The sequence below is a fragment of the Bradyrhizobium sp. MOS001 genome, from assembly GCF_004634465.1.
GTDB classification, from domain to species: Bacteria; Pseudomonadota; Alphaproteobacteria; order Rhizobiales; family Xanthobacteraceae; genus Bradyrhizobium; species Bradyrhizobium barranii.
In genome coordinates, this window is sequence record NZ_SPVJ01000030.1 from 84,034 (window position 1) to 104,390 (window position 20,357).

A 20,357-nucleotide genomic window follows, 5' to 3' on the forward strand; every position below is an offset into this window, starting at 1 on the left:
CTCTGTTCATCGCGCACGCCAATCGCGTGGGCGGCAGCCGAAGCGCTGCTTGAAACGACGGGTGAAGTGGGAGAGATCGGAGAAGCCCCAGTCGAAGGCGATTGAGCCAATTGCCTGGTCCACTTTCGCAGGATCGCTCAGGTCCCGTGCCGCGCCGTCCAATCTGCGATCCATCACGTAGCCCGAGAATGTGGTGCCCACGCGCTCGAACAGCTTGTGCACGTAGCGCTCGCTGATGCCGATCGCGCGCGCGACATTCGCCACCGTCAACCCAGGCTCGCGCAGCCGCTCGTGAATGGCGCGGCGCAGCGCCAGCACGGTCGCGTCCGCAAAGCCGGCGGCCTCCGCCGTCTGCGCCCGCGAGCGGCGCGACAGGCTGAGCGCAACGAGATCGAGCAACACGTCGAACAGCCGAATGCTGTCCTCTTCCGCCATCCGCAATGCGCCGGCGTTGAGGGAGCGCGCGGTCTCGACGATGAGGTGACCGACATGGGGATCGTCGGAGACGCGCTCGGCCCTGAAATCGAACGACGGCGGCAGCCGGTCGCGCAGGGCGCGCGACGGCACCCAGAACGAAGCGACCTCCAGCATCGGACCGCGATCGTGCAGCAGCGTCACCACGCGGTCGCTGTCGACGATGCCGACCTGGCCGCGCGACAAGCTGACCTCGCTGTCGCCCTGGAGCATGCGGCAGCGCCCGGCGAGCTTGAAATTGAGATAGAAGCAGCTCTCGGTCGATGCTGCGATATCGGCGCGCGAGCGATTGACGGTATGCTCGGGAAACATCACCCGGTTGATTGCGCCGGCGCCGAGCCCGATCGTCTCCACCTTGGCCGGGAAGCGCGACGTCGTGGCCGATTCCGGCGTCAGGTTCATGAATGCCTGGCAGATCGCCTCGCGGTAATAGGAAAACTGCTCGTCCGGCGGGGTCACTGCGGTGTTCCAGATGACGTGCCGCGGCCGGCTTACGGGGTTGACCTGCTCCATCAGTTCGCTCCGAGACCAATCCGGTTCAGCGCCAGCCAAGCGGAAAATGGCCGGCCGGTTCACACTTCGCACAACAAGAATTGTCCGCCGCGCCTCGCGAGCGCCGCAAAGGACCCACGTCATGCCGATCTAACCACACCCTCGGGAGCAGCTACAACATGTCGACCTACGTTCTCGTCCATGGCGCCTGGCACACCGGTGCCGAGTTCGAACCCGTCGCGGCCCCGATCCGCGCCGCCGGCCACAAGGTCTATACGCCGACAATCAAGGGCAATCGCCCCGGCGATGCCAAGACGACCGGGCTGAAGGACGCGATCCAGTCGATCGCCGACTATCTCGCCGAAAACAATCTGAAGGACATCGTCCTGCTCGGCCATTCATATGGCGGCATGATCATCACCGGCGTCGCCGACCTCGCGCCGGAGCGCATTCGCCGCCTGGTGTATTGGAATGCCTTCGTGCCCAACAACGGCGAATGCCTCAACGACATGGTGCCGCCGCACTTTATCGGGCTGTTCGATGCCATCGCGGCCGAACGCGGCGACAGCTCTGTGGTGTTGCCCTTCCCGATCTGGCGCGAAGCCTTCATCAACGATGCCGATCTCGAGACCGCGCAGCGCGCCTATGACGTGCTCAACCCGCATCCGTTCGCGACATTTACCGACAAGATCGCGCTCAAGACCAATCCGGCGGAGATGCCGCTGGCAAAGTCCTATATCAACTGCACCGAGGACGTCGCGATGCCGCACAGCCATCCCTGGCATCCGCGGCTCTCGGAGAAGCTCGGCCTGTTCCGTCTGGTGCAGGTGCCGGGAAGCCACGAGCTGTGCTTCTCCGATCCGGCGCGGCTGGCCAAGGCGATCATGGAGGCGGGGCGCGACTGACGCGCGTCCGTCAAGAGCGCGACGACTTTCGACGATTGCTCCTACCGCCGGCTTCGGCGGCACAGCCCTTGCTTGTCCGCTAACGAATCCAGATCGGTAGAAGCAACCCCTGCTTGTCACGTGTGGCTCCCCGCCATACGCTGCCCGTGTTCGGCAACCGCCATCTGGTTTCGTTTTGCGTCAAGTCAGGAGAAGCGAATGGTTCACGTCTCGCGACGGAAACTGCTTCAGCTTGCGGCTGTTGCGCCATCGGCACTTCCTCTGGCCTGGACGTCGGTTGTATCTGCCGCGACCGGAAAGAAGACCCTGAGCGCGGTGATGCAATCGGACCTTCGCGTCACCGACCCTGGCTTCACGACAGCCATCATCACCCGCGACCATGGCTACATGGTCTACGATACGCTGCTCGGCATCGATTCCAGCTTCAAGGTGCAGCCGCAGATGGCCGACTGGACGGTGTCCGCGGACAAGCTGACCTACACTTTCACCTTGCGCGACGGCCTGAAGTGGCATGACGGCGCACCGGTGACGGCCGAGGATTGCGTGGCCTCCCTGAAGCGCTGGGGTACGAGCGTCGACGGCATGGCGCGCAAGCTGATGGACTTCACGGCCGGTATCGAAGCCGCGGACACCAAAACAATCGTCTTCAAGCTGAAGGAGCCCTATGGCCTGGTGCTGGAGACGATCGCCAAGCCATCGTCGGTCTGCGCCTTCATGATGCCCAAGCGGCTTGCGGAGACCCCGATCACCAAGCAGATTCCCGAGCAAATCGGCTCCGGCCCATTCAAATTCGTCGCGGCCGAATTCCAGCCCGGCGTGAAGGCCGTCTACGAAAAGAACACCGACTATGTGCCGCGCAAGGAGCCGGCCGAATGGACCTCGGGCGGCAAGGTGGCCAAGGTCGACCGGGTCGAGTGGATCACGATGCCGGACGCGCAGACCGCGCTCAACGCGCTGCAGTCAGGCGATGTCGATTTCGTCGAGACGCCGCCGTTCGACATGCTGCCCGCGCTCGAGTCCAATCCGGACATCAACGTATCCATCCTGAACAAGTTCGGCTTCCAGTCGTTCGGCCGGATGAACTTCCTGCATCCGCCATTCGACAATGTGAAGATCCGCCGCGCCGCGATGCTGGCGATCAACCAGAAGGACGTGCTCGACGCGCAAATTGGCAATCCCAAATACTACAAGCTGTGCGGCGCGTTCTTCATCTGCGACACGCCGCTCGCCAGCGACGCCGGCGGCGAGACCCTGATCAAGGGCAACGGCATGGCGGACGCCAGGAAGGCGTTGGCCGAGGCCGGTTATGACGGCACGCCCGTGGTGATCCTGGCGCCGACCGATCAGATCCTGCTGAAGGCGCAGCCGGTCGTGGTCGCACAGCTGTTGCGCGACGCCGGCTTCAAGGTCGATCTGCAGGCGATGGACTGGCAGACCGTGGTCACCCGCCGGGCAATCCAGAAGCCGCCGAAGGAAGGTGGCTGGAACATGTTCTTTACCTACCAGGGCGCCGCCGACTCCTTGAACCCGCTGGTCAACGTCCCGATGGTCGGCAAGGGCACGAGTGGCGGCTGGTACGGCTGGTCCGAGGACCCCAAGCTCGAGGAGTTGCGCGATTCCTTTGCCCGCGCGACCTCGCCCGAGGAGCGCAAGAAGATCGCGCTTGAGGTGCAGAAGGAAGCCTACGACCAGGTGATCTACGTCCCGCTCGGCCAGTTCCAGGCGCCGAGCGCCTGGCGCAAATCGCTCACCGGCGTGATCGACGGCCCGGCGACGCCGATGTTCTGGAATGTAGACAAGAACGAGTAGCTTCCTCTCCCCGTTCTCACGGGAAGAGGCAAAGCCCTAATTCGGATGCCACCAGCGGCCGCCGATCACGACGCCCTCGGAGACGATCTTGCGATCGCCGATCAGGTGCTCGCCGACGACGTCCTCATAGTCGAACTGGCCCTGCCTGACCGTAACAAGCGTGGCGTCGCCGACGCTACCGGGCTTGAGGCTGCCGAGCTCGGGACGCCGCAGCGCCATGGCCGCGTTCACCGTCGAGGCGGCGACGACGTCCGACAGCTCCATGCCCATGCACAGGAATTTCGACATGGTCGTGACCTGGTCGAAGGCCGGGCCGTCGATGCAGAGCTGATGGATGTCGGAAGAGATCGTGTCGGGATAGAAGCCGTTGGCGAGCATCGCGCGCGCGGTCTTGAAGGCGAACGAGCCCTTGCCGTGGCCGATATCGAACAGCACGCCGCGCTCGCGCGCGTCCAGCACCGCCCTCTTCACTGTGCCTTGCGCGGTCGCCGGCGTGTTGGGGAAGGGGCGGAACGCATGGGTCAGCACGTCGCCCGGACGCAGGCGGCCCAGCACCTCCTCGTAGCTCGGCGGCGGATGGTCGACATGCGCCATCAGCGGCATGCCGACCTCGTTCGCGACCTCGAGCGCGATGTCGAGCGGCACGATCCCCGACGTGCCCGAGGAGTGCAGCCCCACGCGCACTTTGATGCCGACGATGAGGTCGCGGTTGGCATCGGCCACCTTGGCCGCCTCGATCGGATTCATCAGCCGCAGTTCCTCGCTCTCGCCGACCATGATCCGGTGCGAGAAGCCGAAGATGCCGGCATGCGAGACGTGCAGATAGGCGAGGATGCGGACCTGGCTCGGCTCGATCACATGCTTGCGGAAGCCCGCGAAATTGCCGGGACCGGCACTGCCGGTATCGACCGCAGTGGTGACGCCGGAGAGGCGGCAGAATTCCTCGGCATCGATGCCGAGCGAGGTGCCGCCCCAATAGACATGGGTGTGCAGATCGATCAACCCCGGCGTCACGATGTAACGCGAGACGTCGCGCACATCGGTGCCCGGATCGGCCTTGAGCCCGGTCCCGACGGCGGCGACCTTGCCGCCGGCAAAGGCGATGTCCGTCACGGCATCGAGCTTCTGGGACGGGTCGACCACACGGCCGCCGCGCAGGATCAAGTCGAAAGGCATTGTTGTCTCCGGATGGGGTAGCGAGGCGTGGCCGGCACGTCGGCAAGGCCAGGAAGGACGTCTTTCGCTTCTAGCAAATTTTGCGCCGACGAGCGTGGCAAACTGCGACGATTGCCCATGACAAAATGGCGATCCCGGGACGACTCGAACTTTCAACCCATGTTTTACGAAACCGCTCTCAGGTCAACAATATCAGCGGCCTGTTCGCTCGGATTCCGGCTTCACGTGCGAAGCTGAAACATCCGCGGCCTATTGAAAAGACGGCGAGCGCGCATCCGGCAAACATGGAGTCGTCGGCAGGTCTCGGGCCAATGAGTGTCCGGCAAAGGTCGAGACGTGGCCGACATCATGTAGCTGGAGAAAAAACGATGGAACGACTGAAATTGCTTGGCGTGATCGCTCTTTGCGCAACCTTGGCGCCGGGAGCGGCCGCCTCTGCGCGCGGCGGCGGGCATGGGGGCGGTGGACATGGGGGCGGTGGCGGACATTTCGGAGGCGGCGGCGGATTTCACGGTGGTGGGCACTTCGGAGGCGGCGGAGGCTTCCACGGCGGAGTTGGTCACTTCCGGGCCGCCGGCGGCTTCCATGCGCCACGTCCCGTCGCGGCCGGCGCCGGCTTCCATGGCGGTCAATTCCATCATGCCGGATTCCGGCATCGCTACCGCCACGCATTTGCTTACGGCGGGGGTCTTGGCCTTGGCGGCGCCTTAGCGCTGGGCGCCTATTCGGGCTGGCCTTACTATGGCGGCTACGACGACGGCTACTACGGCGATTACGACGACTCCGCTGATGGCTCGTCCTATTGCGAACAAAAATATCGGTCGTACGACCCGGCTTCGGGAACGTATCTCGGCTACGATGGCAAGCGACACCCCTGCCCATAGCTCGATGTGGTGATGTCTTCGAGCCGTGCTCGCCGGCACTTCGGGAGTCCCTGAGATCGCTGACGACGCACGGCCCGAACAATTCGCAACTGGGCGGCCTGGTTCTTTTTTATTGGGGACTTGACGGGCAGCAAAACCAGGAGAACAGCCCCTCCGCCACGCGCGTCATAAGGCGGGTCTACTTCGTGAACGTATTCGCGACCCTGCGGGAGCGAAGGACGTACGTTATCCAAATCGTGGCACTGATTGCACCGACAACCGTTTGTCCGACCTGTCGAGGTTCGATGATGAAAAAATCGCTGAACGGGCGATTGAGGGCGGCGGAAAAAAACGATGCGACGCAGAGGAGATCGACGAGCGGCATCAGCACCGCGCAGATCATTTGTACGATGAAGAAGGCTGGAAACCTGTGGGAGTGTCTGAACAGGTGCACCGTTGTCCAGATCGCGAAGCCGATCATGGCGGCGTTTACCAGCATTTCACTCCAGATCACCGTGGGAAAGTAAGTCCAGACTTTGTCGTCGATCGATTGCACATATTGTCCGACGTTGAAGATCAGGCGCAGGATGCCCATCACCTGGCCGAACGCGAGAAGCGCGAGCCAACCGCTGATGCCGGTCATCTCGCGCCGGACATCTTTGAGGGCAGTAGCGTCCTCGGCGAGAACGGCGGGCTCCCGAACGGCGGCCGCCGGTGGCGATGCCGGCTCTTGCGGCGGCGATTGAAGAAGCTGCTGCGCGATCTCGTGCGCCTCCTCGACCGGCTTCCAATCCTCGAAGCCGTGCCGCCGGACCATCACACGCCGAGGATCGGCGATACGAGCGAGGAGCGTAAGGAGTTCCGAAATCGAGATCGGGCCGCGCTGCTGCCCGCCGTCCGCGTAGTACCATAAATCCGTCATGCCAACGCCCCCGCACCCGCCGTATTCTACCCGACGCAGGTACACGTCACGATAGAAAAACGATTAGTGGGGTATTGGCACTACACGTCCATGGCGACGCGCGGCAAATGGCGATCCCGGCATGACTCGAACATGCGACCTACGGTTTAGGAAACCGCCGCTCTATCCGGCTGAGCTACGGGACCGCGGAACCCGCTGGTACGGGTTCGATCCCGTCATAGCAGAGCAAAATGCGGTTCGCCAGCCGTCAGGCGGGCCGGACCATCGTCAACCTGAACAGGGCGGCTATACAATCGCTTCCAGGCCCCTCTCGGCGGAGCAGATCACATGATCGAAAGCATCAGCGCCATCACGCTCGGCACGCATGACATGGGGCGCGCCGTGCACTTCTACCGTTCGCTGGGGTTCGAGCTCCTGTATGGCGGCGAAGCCGCTGCATTCACCAGCTTTCGCGCCGGCACCAGCTATCTCAACCTGACGGCGCAGCCGGACGACAAGCGCTGGTCCTGGTGGGGCCGCATCATCTTCTACGTCGCCGATGTCGACGGGACCTACGAGCGCGCACGCGCCGCCGGATGGCAGCCGTCGACCACGCCGCGCGATGCAGAATGGGGTGAGCGCTACTTCCATCTCACCGACCTCGACGGCCATGAGCTCAGTTTCGCGCGACCGTTGTCCTGACCGCATAAGTCACATCCGCTGACGTTCGCAACGCGCAAGTAGCGCTGTCTCAGCCGCCGTGGCAAGCTCGGCGCGGTTGCCTCAAGCGAGAATTGTATCTGGGTTCTAACCAGGGAGGACGACCATGGTAACCTATGTCGTGCTGGCGAACTTCACTGATCAGGGAGTCCGCAACGTCAAGGACTCGCCGAAGCGGGCCGACGCCTTCAAGGAGATGGCCAAAACGTTCGGCGTGACCGTGAAAGAAATCGTCTGGACGCAGGGACGATATGACGTTGTAACCGTTCTCGAGGCTCCAGATGAGGCTGCCGCGATGTCGCTCAGCCTTAGTCTCAGCGCACTCGGCAATGTCCGCACCGAAACGCTGCGCGCGTTTTCGGCGGCAGATATGACAAAGATCGTCGGCAAGATGCTCTGACGCTCAAGCCCGCGCGAGCGCACTGGACCCGGGATGGCAATCCCGGGAATAGGCCTCTCATGCCCTGATATTGTTCTCGCGCACCACCTTGCCCCAATAAGCGACCTGCTTGTCGAAGAAGGTCTTGAAGGCGGCGCCGTCCTGGAGCAGCAGCGTCATCTGCTGGGTCTCCCTGAGCTGGGCGGCGGTCGCGGGCTCGCTCAGGATCTCCCTCGACGCAGTCGCCATGGCCGCGACGACATCCGGAGGCGTGCCCGCGGGCGCGAAGATGCCCCACCAGGCGAGCGTCTCGAAGTCCGGAAAGCCCGCCTCGATCGCAGTCGGCGTATCCGGCAGCGCCGGCAGGCGCTCGCGGCCGAGTTGCAGGATCGGCCGCAGCATGTTGGTGCCGAGCTGGGCCGAGACCAGCGCCGCCGATCCCGCGATCAGGTCGACATGGCCGCCGAGCACGTCGTTCATCGCCGGGCCGCCGCCGCGATAGGGCACGTGCATGATCTCGACACCGGCCTTGGTGCCGAGCACCGTCATGGCGAGATGGCCGAGCGTGCCGATGCCGACGGATGCATATTTCACCGCGCCGGGCGTCGCCTTGCAGGCGGCGACCACGTCGGCAAAGCTCTTGTAGGGACGGCCGGCGCCGGCGGCGATCACGTAGGGCGCGGTGCCCACCAGCAGCACCGGCATCAGCTCACGCTCGACATCGACCGGCGGCTTGTCGAGGATGGACGGGATCACCGCGTGGGAATCGAAGGTCACCAGGAACGTCGACCCGTCCGGCGGGCTCTTGGCGACCTGCGCCGCGCCGAGCGCGCCGGCGGCGCCCGACTTGTTCTCGACCACGACGATGCGGCTGAGTTTTGTCTGCAGATTGGCCTGCAACAGCCGCGCCATCGCATCGGTTGAGCCGCCCGGCGGAAACGGCACGACCAGCGTAATCTTGCCGGCCTGCGCCACCGCTGGCGCGATTGCGAGAATAGCGGGCGCTGCCAGCAGCGTGCGTCGTGTGATCGTCATAGTCCCCTCCCCTTTGGTTTTGCGCCTGGCCTTTTGCTCTTTGGCGCTTAGGTCGTGCCGAAGCCCGACCCCGCTTTTTTGTATTCTGGCCGTGGTGGACTGAAAATGTCCAGCACGCGGGCCCCATCGGGGCCGGCGCGCATCGTGTGCGGCACATTGCCGGGCGTGCGCCAGAAATCGCCCTTCTTCACCGGAATTTCCTCATCACCCTGGACGCGGATGGCGGAGCCGTCGAGCAGCACGCCCCATTGCTCCTCCGGATGATGATGCAGCGTGCCTTGCGCATGCGGGGCCAGCGTCACCACCGACAGCATCGCCTGCTCGCCGGAGAAGATGCGCGTGGTCACCCCCGCCGCGAGCTCGCGGAAGAGGCCATCGCTGGTGTCGTCGATGTTGTGAAATTCGTCCTTCTGGCTCACGCCGCCCTCCCCTTCATTCTGATCTGATCAGGATTTGCCATAGGAGCCCTGGTAGCGGCCCTCGCGGATCGCCTTCATGGTTTCCTTCTCGCGCGCGACCTGGGCGCGGACGGCTTCCAGTAGCGCCGCGGCGCCGGCGGCGGGGAACGAGACCACGCCGTCCTCATCGCCAACCACGATGTCGCCGGGCGAGATCACGCTGCCGCCGATCGTCACAGGCACGTTGATTTCGCCGGGCCCGTTCTTGTAGGGGCCGCGATGGATCACCGCGCGGGCGTAGCAGGGGAAGTCGTCAGCGGCGAAGGCCGCGACGTCGCGGATCGCGCCGTCGATGACATAGCCCTCGGCTTTGCGCCACTGCGCGATGTTCTTCATGATCTCGCCGACCAGCGCGCGGGTCTCGTCGCCGCCGCCATCGACCACGATGACGTCGCCCGGGCCGACCAGCTCGAGCGCGCGGTGGATAGCCAGATTGTCGCCGGGACGGGTACGCACGGTGAAGGCCGTCCCCACCAGCTTGCCGCCGCGATGATAGGGTTTCAACCCCACCGCGCCCGGCAGCCGGGCAAGATTGTCTGAAATGACCGAGGTCGGCGCACCGCGGAAGCCGTCAATGATCTCGGCCGGCGGCTTCGGCACGCTGTTCGCTGCGATGGTGATCGTCATGTCTCAATCCTTGTGTATTTTTCTTATTCGGCGTGCGCCGGTGCCTTCGCCGGCCGAATCCGGAAGGCGCGCCCTTCCTTCATCCACGCCGCGCGCTCGTCGCGCAACAGGGTGCGGCGAACTTTTCCGGAATCATCGCGCGGTGGCGCGCTGACGATCTCGAAACTCTCAGGGTGCTTGTAGCGGCTGAGCCTGTCCTTCAAGAAGTCCGCCATGCCGTCGGCGATGGCCTGACCATCCGCGCCAGATTCGGGCTCGACGATGGCATGCACGCGCTGGCCCAATTCGGGATCGGGCAATCCCACGACGACGCAGGAGCGCACGCCAGGGCTCTCAGAGACCGCAGCCTCGACCTCGGCCGGATAGATGTTGGCGCCGCCGCGCAGCACCATGTCGGCGAGACGGTCGCCGAGATAAAGATACCCTTCGGCATCCAGCCGGCCGATGTCGCCGAGCGACTCCCAGCCGTCCGCGCGGCGCTTCGGCTCGGCGCCGAGATAGTGATAGGTGGCGTCCTTGCCGTCATTGTTGAGGAAATAGATCTCGCCGGTCTCGCCGGGCGCGACGTCGTTGCCGTCCTCGCCGACGATGCGCAAGCGCGCCATCTCGCCGATCCTGCCGACCGAACCCTTGTGCGTCAGCCATTCCGTGCCTGATATGATGCAGGAGCCATGGCGCTCGGTGCCGCCATAGAGCTCCCAGACCCGCTCAGGGCCGAGCCAGGCGATCCAGTTTTCCTTCAGCCAGGGCGGCATCGGAGCTGCCATGTGAAACACGGTCTGGAGGCTCGATACGTCGTAAGCGTTGCGCACGCTCTCCGGCAACGCCCAGATCCGGTGCATCATGGTCGGCACGAAATTGACCCATTGCACGCGCTCGCGCGCGATCTGCCGCAGCGTCTCCTCGGCGTCGAACTTGACGAGGCCGGTGAGCTGGCCGCCGGTGAACAGCGCGTAGTGCGACACGATGAACGGCGCATTGTGGTAGAGCGGACCGGGATTGAGCAGCGAAACCCCGAAGGGAATGTTGAGCGGCGGCGCGGCGACCGTGTCGGTCACGGCCGGCTGATGATCGAGGATCACCTTTGGCCGGCCGGTCGAGCCGCCGCTGGTCATGGCCTTCCAGTAGCGAGCCACCGGCGGATCGAGCGGCTCGTCCGAAAAACCTTCCGGCACGAAATCCGCCGGCAGGCGGTTCGGCGCGTTCCAGTCGGCCTCGCCGCCGACCACCAGCGCGGGCTTCAGGATGTCGAGCACCGCGGCGGCCTCGCCGCGCGGCAGCCGCCACGACAGTGACGTCGGCGTCGCTCCGCACTTCCATACCGCAAACGAGGTCTCGAAGAACGCGTTGCCGTTAGGCAAGCCGATTGCGACAAAGTCGCCGGGCTTGACGCCCTTGGCCATGAACGCCCGTGCGCGCCGATTGGCACCGCGTTCGAGCTCGTCCCATGTCAGCGTATCCTGCCCGTGACGGACGGCGATCGTGCCTTGCGGTTTGCGTTGAGCGTACCAGCGAGGCACGTCGGACAGGGGCAGCAGCATCAGGTGTTTCCACTTCGTCTTCTTGGCGTCGTCTCAGGATGAGGCGTCGCGAGACGAAGTGTAACAGCCGGAGCCAAGCCTTCAAGATGTCGATGTCAGCGCTCTGCCCCGCACCCCGGAATATCGAACAGCGCCGCGAGGCCGCATTTCGAGGTCAGCATCTTGTCGCCGTCATGGCCGACGCCTACGACGTCCCAGACCCGGTGATTGGGCGTGCCGCGGTCGCGCTTGGCCATCGCATCCGCATAAGCGTGGCCGCGGGCGTAGCGCGTGGGACCTTGCGCCTCGGCCATGCAGCTCTTGTCCAGCGCGGGATGCTTCGGATTGGTGTCGAGCGTGCCGAGCAGATAGATCACCTCGCGCTCGACATAGCGCTGCTCCAGCGCGACCGGCGTTGCGTTCGCAAGATAGGGCGGACGCCCGTCCATGCCGTATTTCCAGTTGTTGTAGCCCGGGCAGGATGCGGCGATCGCGGGCACGGGCCGCGTGTTGCTGAAATAAGCGTAGGAAGAGGGATTGGCGACGACGTAGCGGACATCGATATGCTGGCGCGACAGCGCCGCCTCGCCTTTGCCGGCGATGGCATAGCGTTGCGCGACCTGGCCACCACCGGAATGGCCGGCGACGACGACCTGCTTCAGGTTCGGGAAGATGCGCCGGTCCGAGAGTTTGACGAGGATCGCATCGAGCGCATCGAAGGACGAGACCGGATTCGGCGCCAGCGCAGCGTCGCCGCCCTCCCATCCCTCCAGCGACCAGCGCAGCGTATCCGCGGGCAGCCTGTGCGCGTCGATATCGATCTCCGCCAGAAACTGCGGGACGATCATCAGCGCGCTCTTGCCGTCGTCGCCCGCCGCAACCTGCGCAGTATGGGCCGACATGTAATATTCGTCGGCATTGCGCAGGCGTCCGTGCAGCACGATGATGGCGCGCGAGATCGCCGGCAGCGGCAGCGACCAGTCGCTGGAGAGATAGAGCGGCAGCATTCCCTGGCCGCCGACCGAGAGCCGCGCGTCGGCAATCGCCCTCACCGGCTTGCGGTTGGGCGCCTCCTCGTCCGCTGCGAACGCATGGCTGGAAATGAACGCCAATGTGATTACGGCGAGACGGGCCAACGCTCTCATGACGGATATTCCCCTTCGAATTCAAACCAATAAAGTCTAAGCCGATCATGTGCCGCGCGGCTGTGACTCCCGCGCCACGTCAAGCAAAAAATGTCAGCATTGCAGTCATGAAATTCCCGAGTTCCACGGGTGACAAGCCGGCGATAAAGGGGCAAAAATCGGACCCGACTCAGTTCGGGTTGAGTTTTGCAAGGAATGCTCTCGTAGAATGTCGGACGTAGTTGCATCGCGTCGTGCGGCGCTAGTCGTTGCCGCAGCAGGATTTCTTCTGCTGACGCCGTTGCATGCCCACGCCCAATGGTGGAAGCGCGCGCCGGTCGATTTCGAGGAATGCGCCGACGCCGCCGAGAAGGCCGCGAACAAGACCGAGAAGACGGCTGCGCTTGCCGATTGCAACGCCAAGTTCGCCGGCCGCCGCAAGCCAGGCGGCGGCTATTCCTATTACGATTTCCTCCAGGACCGTACCTTCGACATCGCAGGTCCCAATCCGACGCCGGAGGAGCAGAAGAAGATCGACGAATCCTACACCTCCTACCTCGCCAATCAGCGCCGCAGCAATGAAGCCGCTCAAGCCGCCGCGCGTCAGCAGCGCGAGCAGCAGGAACAAGCCCGGCAGCAGCAGGTCGCACTGCGAACCGAGGTCGAGCGCGTGTCCGTCCCGGTCGCGCGCGTGCCTGTCCCGGTCGAGCGGCCGAAGGTGCAGCAGTCCGTGAGCCCGCGACCGAAGGGCGCGCCCTGCACCAAGGGCTCGTTCTCCTGCGAATGGCCGCGGCTGTCGGAAAGCTTGAGCGATCTGAAGAAGCTGTTCACCCCGGCGCCAAGCAAGCCGGCGAAGAAGGGGTAAGCTTCTCGCGCAGCAAACTCCGCTGTCGTCCCGGACAAGCGGAGCGCTGATCCGGGACGACAGCGGGCGTGTGGCGTCAGTTCGGCTGCTTCTTCTTGTTGCGCTTCGGTTTGACCACCGGCGCACGCGTGGGCTCTGTCGTCGGCGAATTGCCCAACTGCGACCTGCTCTCCTGCAACCGCCTGTCATAGCCGGGCGAGTTCACGACCGTTGGCGGCCTTGCGTAGGCCAGCGTCGACGCGGCGCAGAGCGCGGCCAGCGCGAGCCCAATCACCAGATAACGCCGCATCGTTGCTCCTCCCGCCGCCCGGCTCGCCCTCAGGCCACGCCGCGGATCTGCTGCGGCGTCAGCCGCGGCGGACCATTGCCTGCCGTCTCGGCCTGCTTGATCAGCGCAACAATACGGCGCATCAGCGGCACGTCGACGTTGTTCTGCTCGGCGAGCGCGATGACTGCGCCCTGGAGATAGTCGATCTCGGTCTTGCGGCCCTGCTTCAGGTCCTGCCACATCGAGGAGCGCGCCTCGGGATCGATCTTCATCGTGCGCCCCAGGATCGCATTGAAGATCACATCGGGCAGCCTCAGCAGGGTCGGCGTCCACCTCAGCGGGATCGGCGTCGCCGACACTGGCGCGATGCCGGCGGCGTTCATCGCAGTCACGCCTTCGGCCATCTGGTCGGCGAACAGTTGTCGCCAGTCGCGGTTCGCCAGTTGCGCGGCGAGCGGCATGTCGGACAGCGCGCTGAGCGCATTGTTCAAATTGATGATCAGCTTGCCCCATTGCACGCCGGTGATGTCGCGGCTTGCGCGCATGGCGAGGCCGGGCACCGACAGCGCTGCGGCCGTATTCGCCTCATCCGCGCCGACATGGATGTCGCCGGACGTCGAGCGGTGAAAACGCCCCTCACCCATCGCGATCACGTTGAACGGCACCATGCCGGCGAGCACGCGCCGGCCGCCGAGCCGCCCGCGCAGAACCGCGACATTGCCGACGCCGTTTTGCAGGGAGACGATGACGGCGTCCTGCGGCGCGTGCCGGGCAATCTGGTCCGCGACATCGGCGGTGTCGGCGCTCTTCACCGTGACCAGCACGATGCCGGCGTTGTGGAAGATCGCGGGATCCTCCGACAGCGCCAGCTGGCCCGCGCCGAGCTTCTGCTCGGAGCCGTCGAAATCGGTCAGCCGCAGGCCGAACCGCTCGATCTCGGTTTTGACCCGCGGCCGCACCAGCAGCGCGACGCGGCGTCCTCCGGCCGCCAGCTGGCCTCCGACGAAACAGCCGATGGCGCCTGCGCCGGCCACAACGATCGGTCGATCCGCAACCACCTGACCTTGCTCCCTTGAATGACCCGCCCTCGATAGCAGAGGCAACGCCGGCTGCCCATTGGTTGCGGTGCATTCGCCTTGTAACCGTCATGAGAGCCTCATATGTTTTTGCCCCGGGGGCTGTCACCGGCGAGAACTCGCCGACGAGAACGCCAAAGGAGAGCACCATGGGTCTACTCGACGTCCTCAACGGCATGCAGAACGGCCCCCGCGGCCCGAGCACGCCCAGCTCTGAGCAATCCTCCGGCGGCATGTCGCCAATGACCATGGCGCTGCTCGGCCTGATCGCCTGGAAGGCCTTCAAGCATCTGACGGCTGGCCAGCCCGACGCGGCGCCGGCGCCGCAGCAGCGCTCGCCGCTGCCGCCTCCGACGCCTGTCAATACGGGCAGCAGCACTGTTCCCGGCGGCCCCGGTGGTAGCGGCGGCCTCAGCGACCTGCTCAAGGGCGGCCTCGGCGGCCTGCTCGCGGGCGGCGCCGCCGGCAGCGTGCTGAGCGGCGGTCTCGGCGATCTCCTCAACCAGCTCCAGCAGGGCGGCCACGGCGAGACCGCGAGCACCTGGGTCGGCAAGGGCGAGAACAAGGCGATCGCGCCCGGCGATCTCGCCAGCGCCCTCGGCGCCGACCAGATCCAAAGCCTGTCCGCCCAGAGCGGCCTGTCGCGCGACGAGCTGCTCTCCGGCCTCAGCCAGTATCTGCCACAGGTGATCGACCACCTGACGCCGGACGGACGGCTGCCGACCGAGAACGAACTCTCGGGCAGACTTTAATCGAACCTTGATCTACGCGTTCTCGGGAAGGGGAGCACTGACATGAGCATGGGCGGCCTGTTGTGGATCATCGTCGTCGGCTTCATCGCCGGCCTCATCGCGCGCTGGCTGGCGCCGGGACCGAACAACCCGAGCGGCTTCATCCTCACCACCATCCTCGGCATTGCCGGTGCGTTTCTCGCGACCTTCATCGGCCAGGCGATCGGGCACTATAGCCCCGACCAGGGCGCCGGCTTCATCATGGCCACGATCGGCGCGGTGGTGGTGCTGTTCATCTGGCACCGGCTGGTCGCGAGCGGCGTGATCAAAGGATAGTGGTGCGGGACGTCCGGCACGACGCCGCCCTCGCACTCCGTCATTGCGAGGAGCCCTTGCGACGAAGCAATCCAGACTGTCCGCGCGGACGCTCTCTGGATTGCTTCGCTTCGCTCGCAATGACGAATTAAGTTATCAGATGCATCCCCGCATCCATCCGCACGACCTCGCCGGTCATGTTGCTCGACGCCGGCGTTGCCAGGAAGCAGACGAGCTGCGCGATGTCATTGGCGGATGAAGCGACCTTCAGCGGCACCTTCGCCACCACGCTGTCGCGCACCTGCTTGGCGCCGGCCTCGCCGCGGCCCTTGGTGAACCAGGGCGTGTCGATATAGCCGGGGCACACCGTGTTGACGCGGATCAGCGGCGCCAGTGCACGTGACAGCGACAACGTCATCGTGTTGAGCGCGCCCTTGCTCGCGGCATAGGCGATCGACGAGCCGACGCCGCTGATGCCGGCAACCGAGGACACGTTGACCACGGCGGACGGCCGCTCCGAAGCCTTCGCGCCGGCCTCGAGCAGGCTGCGCGCCGCGCGCACCATCTGGAACGGGCCGATCGTGTTGACGCCGTACAAGCGCTGGAAATCTTCAGCCGACAATCCATCGAGATCGGCATGCGCAACATGCTTGGTGATGCCGGCATTGTTAACGAGCACGTCGAGCCCGCCCCAGCCGCTGGCTACCGCAACGATCTTGCGGCAATCCTCGTCGCGCGAAACGTCGCCCTGCGCGACCAGGACTTCCGCCGCCCCCGCCCTGCGGCAGAGTTCGGCCGTGGCCTCGGCTTCCTTCTGGCTCGAAGAATAGTTGATGACGAGCCGCGCCCCGCTCCGCGCGAGAATTTCCGCGGTCGCTGCACCAAGTCCGGATGCGGACCCCGTCACGATTGCGCACAAGCCGTCTTTTGCCATCCGGATTTCCTTCCCCTTGATTGAATGCAAGCCTTAAGCAGCTGGCCCCGTTTAGCGAGTTTGCCGCGCCCTGCAAATCGAGCAAACTCCGCTAAGCGGAATTAGTCCATAGCAGCTCTTGCGCCCATGCCGGAGCCGCAGATGGGCCTGCGGTCAACGCTTGTCAGGGCCATGGCTTTTTCGGATCATCGGGCGCAAGAAGAGACCGCGCGCCGCGCCGACCGGACGGAACGCGCCAATGGCAAAACACGGGGAACGCTGTGGCGGAGAGTGACAATATCGTCGTCGAGACCGCGGAGAAAATCTTCGCCGATCTCGCCGATCCGCAGACCATCAACAACGACAAGAAGGGTTCGTGGCAGGCGCCGCTGTGGCAGGCGCTGAGCGAAGCTGGCTTGCCCTTGTCCTGGGTGCCTGACGATCTCGGCGGCTCCGGCGCCAGCCTTGCCGACGGTTTTGCGCTGCTGAACGCCGCCGGCCGCTTCGCAGTCGCGGTTCCCCTGGCCGAGACCATGCTCGCAGGCTGGCTGCTTGCGCAGGCGAAAATCGCCTCCCCGGAAGGTGAGATGACGGTGTTGCCGGCCTCGCCGAAGGACCGCATCACGCTCGATGCCGACGGCGCGCTCTCCGGCCGCGCCCGCGGCGTGCCCTTTGCCAAGGCTGCGAAGCACTTTGCGGTGCTGGCGCACGGCAAGGATGGGATCTCGATTGCCTTGGTCGATGCGAGCAAGGGCCGGATCGAATCCGGACTCAACGTCGGCTACGACCACAGCGATACCGTGACGCTCGACAAGGTCCAGCCCGTCACCGTCAAGCCCGCGAAGGGCTTTGACCAGACCACGCTTATGCTGATGGGCGGCGTCGCGCGCAGCCTTCAGATCGCGGGCGCGCTGGAAGCGATGCTCGACATCTCCGTGCGCTATTCCAACGAGCGCGTCGCGTTCGAGAAGAATATCTCGAAGTTTCAGGCCGTGCAGCACAACCTCGCCCGTCTCGCCGGCGAATCCGCCGCGGCGCTTGCGGCCGCGACGTCGGCAGCCGATGCCATCGCGAACGCAAAATCGTTTGACGACGAGGTCTATCTCGAGGCTGCCTCGGCAAAGATCCGCTGCGCGGAAGCCGCGGAAAAAGGCGGCGCCATCGCGCATCAGGTGCACGGCGCCATTGGCTTCACCAGCGAGCACATCCTGCACCGCTTTTCGCTGCGGGCGCTGGCCTGGCGCGACGATTTCGGTTCTGAGAGTCACTGGGCCGTCGAGCTCGGCAAGCTGGTGGCAAATCGTGGCGCCGACGAATTGTGGCCGCTCGTGGCTTCGCGCTGATCAGGGGACGAGACAACAATGACCGCTGCCCTTCGTTTCGATCCGATCCGCCTGCCCGAGAAGTGCGAGCAACTGCGCAAGGAAGTGCGCGCCTTCCTCGCCGAGGAAATCGCCGCCGGCACCTTCGATCCGCACAAGCCCAACCGCGAAGACACCGACGCGCCGGAATTTTCCCGCCGGGTCGGGGCCAAGGGCTGGCTGGGCATGACCTGGCCGAAGAAATATGGCGGCCAGGAGCGCTCCTTCCTCGAACGCTACGTGGTGACCGAGGAAATGCGCGTCGCCAACGCGCCGACGCGGCGTTTCTTCGTCGCCGACCGCCAGAGCGGGCCGGTGCTGATCAAATACGCGCCCGAGCATATCAAGATGGACATCCTGCCGCGCATCTGCCGCGGCGAGATCTGCTTTGCGATCGGCATGAGCGAGCCGAACTCCGGCTCCGACCTGTTCGCGGCCAAGACGCGCGCGACCAAGACCGACGGCGGCTACCTCATCAACGGCACCAAGATCTGGACCTCGTCGGCGCACATCGCCGACTACATGATCGCGATCTTCCGGACCTCGCAGCCGACCAAGGAAAACCGCCGTCACGGCCTGACCCAGTTTTTGGTCAAGATGAAGCAGCCGGGCATCCAGGTGAACCCGATCGGGCAGATCACCGGCCAGTACGAGTTCAACGAGGTCGTCTTCACCGATTTCTTCGTGCCCGATGATCACGTGCTCGGCGAAGTCGACGGCGCCTGGAAGCAGGCGACGAGCGAGCTCGCCTATGAGCGTTCGGGCCCCGAGCGTTTTCTAGAGACGTATTACGTGCTGACCGAGCTGGTGCGCGCGGTCGGCCCCAATCCGGACACGCGCAGCGCCGAAGGCATCGGCCGGCTCGTGGCGCAGCTCCACACCATGCGGCGCATGTCGGTCTCGGTTGCGGGCATGCTGCAGGCCGGCAAGGAGCCGGTGGTGGAGGCGTCCATCGTCAAGGACATCGGCACGGTCTGGGAGCAGCAGCTTCCGCACCGCGTGCGCGATCTCGCCGCCTTCGTCGAGGAGACTGCGACCAACCGCGAGACGCTGGAGCGGCAACTCGACTTCGCCATCAAGACCGCACCGAAACTCACCATCCAGGGCGGCACCACCGAGGTGCTGCGCGGCATCATCGCGCGCGGACTTGGCCTGCGCTAGTCGCGCGGACTTGGTTTGCGCTAATTCAATCGAGGATCGTCATGAGCACCTATCAAGATATCGGCGTCGAAAAAGTTGGCCACGTCGGCACCATCGAGATCCGCCGCCCGCCGCTGAACTTCTTCGACATCTCGCTGATCAACCAGATCGCGGATGCACTCGACGAGTTCGATCGCGACATCGAGATCCGCGCATCCGTGCTGTCGGCACAAGGCAAGGCATTCTGCGCCGGTGCCAATTTTGGCGATCCAGCGCGGCAGGCGCAGGAAGCGCGCGAGGCCGAGAAGAAGGGCGACCCGGCCGACAATCTCGGCCCGATCAACCATCTCTACATCCAGGCCGTGCGCATCTTCCGCGCCAAGAAGCCGATCGTCGCGGCCGTCCAGGGCGCAGCCATCGGCGGCGGGCTCGGTCTCGCGGTGTCGGCCGACTTCCGCGTCACCTGCCCGGAAGCGCGCTTCTCCGCGAACTTCACGAAGCTCGGTTTCCATCCCGGCTTCGGCCTGACCGTGACGCTGCCCGAGCTGATCGGCAAGAACAACGCCGAGCTGATGTTCTACACCAGCCGCCGTGTCACCGGCGAAGAGGCGGTGAAGTGGGGCCTCGCCAACGAGCTGGTGCCGCAGGACCAGGTGAAGGCCGGCGCGATGAAGCTCGCCGCCGAGATCGCCGAATGCTCCCCGCTCGGCCTCCTCTCCACCCGTGCCACGATGCGCGCCAACCTCGCCGACCGCGTGATGGCCGCGACCAACCACGAACTTGGCGAGCAGACACGGCTGCGTGCGACGGAAGACTTCAAGGAAGGCGTCAAGGCCACCGAAGAGCGCCGCGCGGCGAATTTCAAGGGAAGGTGATTGCAGCGGCGTCTCGCCGTATTACTTTGGCATTGCCACAACCTTCCTGTCGTCCCTGCGAAAGCAGGGACCCATAACCACAGGGAGGAGTTGTGGCGCGAAGCTGGTCAACACGAGTCTTCGCCAAACCACTCCCTGTGGTTCTGGGTCCCTGTGTCTTGGAAGCCTGTCATGATGGAGTGGGCGGGAAGCCGTTGGGTCCTTGGCGCTTGACGCCGTGATCCGGCCCGGTCTCCCGCCCGTTCCATCTATCAACCTGAACAGTTGCACGAGGCTGCGGCAACAGACCTCGCATCACAGGGACAGGCACCGTGATCATACCCCTTCGTT

At 64.8% G+C, this 20,357-nt stretch carries 23 protein-coding genes and 1 tRNA gene; 11 read left to right on the top strand and 13 right to left on the bottom strand.

The window, feature by feature from the left end:
- Positions 1-6: 6 nt before the first annotated feature.
- The gene (locus tag CT676_RS28945; protein WP_135215896.1) at positions 7-987 is read right to left on the bottom strand and encodes a helix-turn-helix domain-containing protein; all 981 of its coding nucleotides are present in this window, start codon (positions 985-987) and stop codon (positions 7-9) included.
- A 158-nt stretch (positions 988-1,145) separates the two neighbouring features.
- Here CT676_RS28945 and CT676_RS28950 point away from each other — a divergent pair, with 158 nt between their 5' ends.
- The gene (locus CT676_RS28950; RefSeq protein WP_135215897.1) at positions 1,146-1,871 is read left to right on the top strand and encodes an alpha/beta hydrolase; all 726 of its coding nucleotides are present in this window, start codon (positions 1,146-1,148) and stop codon (positions 1,869-1,871) included.
- A 198-nt stretch (positions 1,872-2,069) separates the two neighbouring features.
- Positions 2,070-3,680 (top strand): ABC transporter substrate-binding protein, encoded by a 1,611-nt coding sequence (locus CT676_RS28955; protein ID WP_085398819.1) that lies wholly within the window; start codon positions 2,070-2,072, stop codon positions 3,678-3,680.
- Positions 3,681-3,716: 36 nt separating this feature from the next.
- On the opposite strand, the gene CT676_RS28960 is transcribed toward CT676_RS28955, so the two are convergent.
- Both CT676_RS28960 and CT676_RS45410 read right to left on the bottom strand, forming a co-directional pair.
- Positions 3,717-4,856, bottom strand: a complete 1,140-nt coding sequence (locus tag CT676_RS28960; RefSeq protein WP_135215898.1) for an amidohydrolase/deacetylase family metallohydrolase — start codon at positions 4,854-4,856, stop codon at positions 3,717-3,719.
- A 221-nt stretch (positions 4,857-5,077) separates the two neighbouring features.
- Positions 5,078-5,497: a hypothetical protein gene (locus tag CT676_RS45410; protein WP_244623299.1), complete on the bottom strand. Its 420-nt coding sequence runs from the start codon at positions 5,495-5,497 to the stop codon at positions 5,078-5,080.
- 72 nt (positions 5,498-5,569) lie between these two features.
- Here CT676_RS45410 and CT676_RS45415 point away from each other — a divergent pair, with 72 nt between their 5' ends.
- Positions 5,570-5,740 (top strand): BA14K family protein, encoded by a 171-nt coding sequence (locus CT676_RS45415; RefSeq protein ID WP_231145450.1) that lies wholly within the window; start codon positions 5,570-5,572, stop codon positions 5,738-5,740.
- Between the two features lie 178 nt (positions 5,741-5,918).
- Here the strand turns inward: CT676_RS45415 and CT676_RS28970 are convergent, their stop codons facing one another.
- Both CT676_RS28970 and CT676_RS28975 read right to left on the bottom strand, forming a co-directional pair.
- Positions 5,919-6,641, bottom strand: a complete 723-nt coding sequence (locus CT676_RS28970) for a DUF2569 family protein (protein ID WP_135215899.1) — start codon at positions 6,639-6,641, stop codon at positions 5,919-5,921.
- Positions 6,642-6,749: 108 nt separating this feature from the next.
- Positions 6,750-6,826, bottom strand: a tRNA-Arg gene (locus tag CT676_RS28975).
- A gap of 142 nt (positions 6,827-6,968) precedes the next feature.
- On the opposite strand from CT676_RS28975, the gene CT676_RS28980 reads away from it, so the two are divergent.
- Both CT676_RS28980 and CT676_RS28985 read left to right on the top strand, forming a co-directional pair.
- Positions 6,969-7,322 (top strand): VOC family protein, encoded by a 354-nt coding sequence (locus tag CT676_RS28980; RefSeq protein WP_135215900.1) that lies wholly within the window; start codon positions 6,969-6,971, stop codon positions 7,320-7,322.
- Between the two features lie 124 nt (positions 7,323-7,446).
- The gene (locus CT676_RS28985; protein WP_135215901.1) at positions 7,447-7,740 is read left to right on the top strand and encodes a GYD domain-containing protein; all 294 of its coding nucleotides are present in this window, start codon (positions 7,447-7,449) and stop codon (positions 7,738-7,740) included.
- 57 nt (positions 7,741-7,797) lie between these two features.
- Here CT676_RS28985 and CT676_RS28990 read toward each other — a convergent pair whose 3' ends face one another.
- The 5 genes from CT676_RS28990 to CT676_RS29010 all read right to left on the bottom strand — a co-directional run bounded on the left by CT676_RS28990 (position 7,798) and on the right by CT676_RS29010 (position 12,504).
- Entirely contained in the window at positions 7,798-8,754 is a 957-nt protein-coding gene (locus CT676_RS28990; RefSeq protein WP_135215902.1) for a tripartite tricarboxylate transporter substrate-binding protein, read from the bottom strand.
- 47 nt (positions 8,755-8,801) lie between these two features.
- Positions 8,802-9,173: a cupin domain-containing protein gene (locus CT676_RS28995; RefSeq protein ID WP_135215903.1), complete on the bottom strand. Its 372-nt coding sequence runs from the start codon at positions 9,171-9,173 to the stop codon at positions 8,802-8,804.
- Between the two features lie 27 nt (positions 9,174-9,200).
- Positions 9,201-9,839 (bottom strand): RraA family protein, encoded by a 639-nt coding sequence (locus CT676_RS29000; protein ID WP_135215904.1) that lies wholly within the window; start codon positions 9,837-9,839, stop codon positions 9,201-9,203.
- Positions 9,840-9,862: 23 nt separating this feature from the next.
- Positions 9,863-11,380, bottom strand: coding sequence for an AMP-binding protein (locus CT676_RS29005; RefSeq protein WP_135215905.1), 1,518 nt, complete (start codon positions 11,378-11,380; stop codon positions 9,863-9,865).
- Positions 11,381-11,475: 95 nt separating this feature from the next.
- Positions 11,476-12,504, bottom strand: coding sequence for an alpha/beta hydrolase (locus CT676_RS29010; RefSeq protein ID WP_167768193.1), 1,029 nt, complete (start codon positions 12,502-12,504; stop codon positions 11,476-11,478).
- A gap of 208 nt (positions 12,505-12,712) precedes the next feature.
- Between CT676_RS29010 and CT676_RS44360 the strand changes: the two genes are divergently transcribed.
- Positions 12,713-13,348 (top strand): hypothetical protein, encoded by a 636-nt coding sequence (locus CT676_RS44360; protein WP_167768194.1) that lies wholly within the window; start codon positions 12,713-12,715, stop codon positions 13,346-13,348.
- Between the two features lie 76 nt (positions 13,349-13,424).
- Here the strand turns inward: CT676_RS44360 and CT676_RS29020 are convergent, their stop codons facing one another.
- Together CT676_RS29020 and CT676_RS29025 are read right to left on the bottom strand one after the other, a co-directional pair.
- Positions 13,425-13,637 (bottom strand): hypothetical protein, encoded by a 213-nt coding sequence (locus CT676_RS29020; RefSeq protein ID WP_135215907.1) that lies wholly within the window; start codon positions 13,635-13,637, stop codon positions 13,425-13,427.
- 29 nt (positions 13,638-13,666) lie between these two features.
- A complete protein-coding gene (locus CT676_RS29025) occupies positions 13,667-14,674 on the bottom strand; it encodes a 2-dehydropantoate 2-reductase (protein WP_135215908.1) in 1,008 nt (335 codons plus the stop codon).
- Positions 14,675-14,841: 167 nt separating this feature from the next.
- Here CT676_RS29025 and CT676_RS29030 point away from each other — a divergent pair, with 167 nt between their 5' ends.
- Together CT676_RS29030 and CT676_RS29035 are read left to right on the top strand one after the other, a co-directional pair.
- Positions 14,842-15,444 carry a YidB family protein gene (locus tag CT676_RS29030; RefSeq protein WP_135215909.1) on the top strand — a complete coding sequence of 201 codons (603 nt, stop codon included), beginning with the start codon at positions 14,842-14,844 and terminating at the stop codon, positions 15,442-15,444.
- A gap of 42 nt (positions 15,445-15,486) precedes the next feature.
- Positions 15,487-15,759, top strand: coding sequence for a GlsB/YeaQ/YmgE family stress response membrane protein (locus tag CT676_RS29035; protein ID WP_080586664.1), 273 nt, complete (start codon positions 15,487-15,489; stop codon positions 15,757-15,759).
- A 127-nt stretch (positions 15,760-15,886) separates the two neighbouring features.
- On the opposite strand, the gene CT676_RS29040 is transcribed toward CT676_RS29035, so the two are convergent.
- Positions 15,887-16,672: an SDR family oxidoreductase gene (locus CT676_RS29040; protein ID WP_135215910.1), complete on the bottom strand. Its 786-nt coding sequence runs from the start codon at positions 16,670-16,672 to the stop codon at positions 15,887-15,889.
- A gap of 260 nt (positions 16,673-16,932) precedes the next feature.
- Between CT676_RS29040 and CT676_RS29045 the strand changes: the two genes are divergently transcribed.
- From CT676_RS29045 to CT676_RS29055, 3 genes are read left to right on the top strand one after another with little or no spacing between them, the layout of a single operon-like run.
- Positions 16,933-17,994, top strand: coding sequence for an acyl-CoA dehydrogenase family protein (locus CT676_RS29045; RefSeq protein WP_135215911.1), 1,062 nt, complete (start codon positions 16,933-16,935; stop codon positions 17,992-17,994).
- A gap of 18 nt (positions 17,995-18,012) precedes the next feature.
- Positions 18,013-19,173, top strand: coding sequence for an acyl-CoA dehydrogenase family protein (locus tag CT676_RS29050; protein WP_008133127.1), 1,161 nt, complete (start codon positions 18,013-18,015; stop codon positions 19,171-19,173).
- Between the two features lie 41 nt (positions 19,174-19,214).
- Complete coding sequence (locus CT676_RS29055; RefSeq protein WP_135215912.1) at positions 19,215-20,027, top strand: enoyl-CoA hydratase/isomerase family protein; 813 nt, start codon at positions 19,215-19,217, stop codon at positions 20,025-20,027.
- The last annotated feature ends 330 nt before the right edge of the window (positions 20,028-20,357 follow it).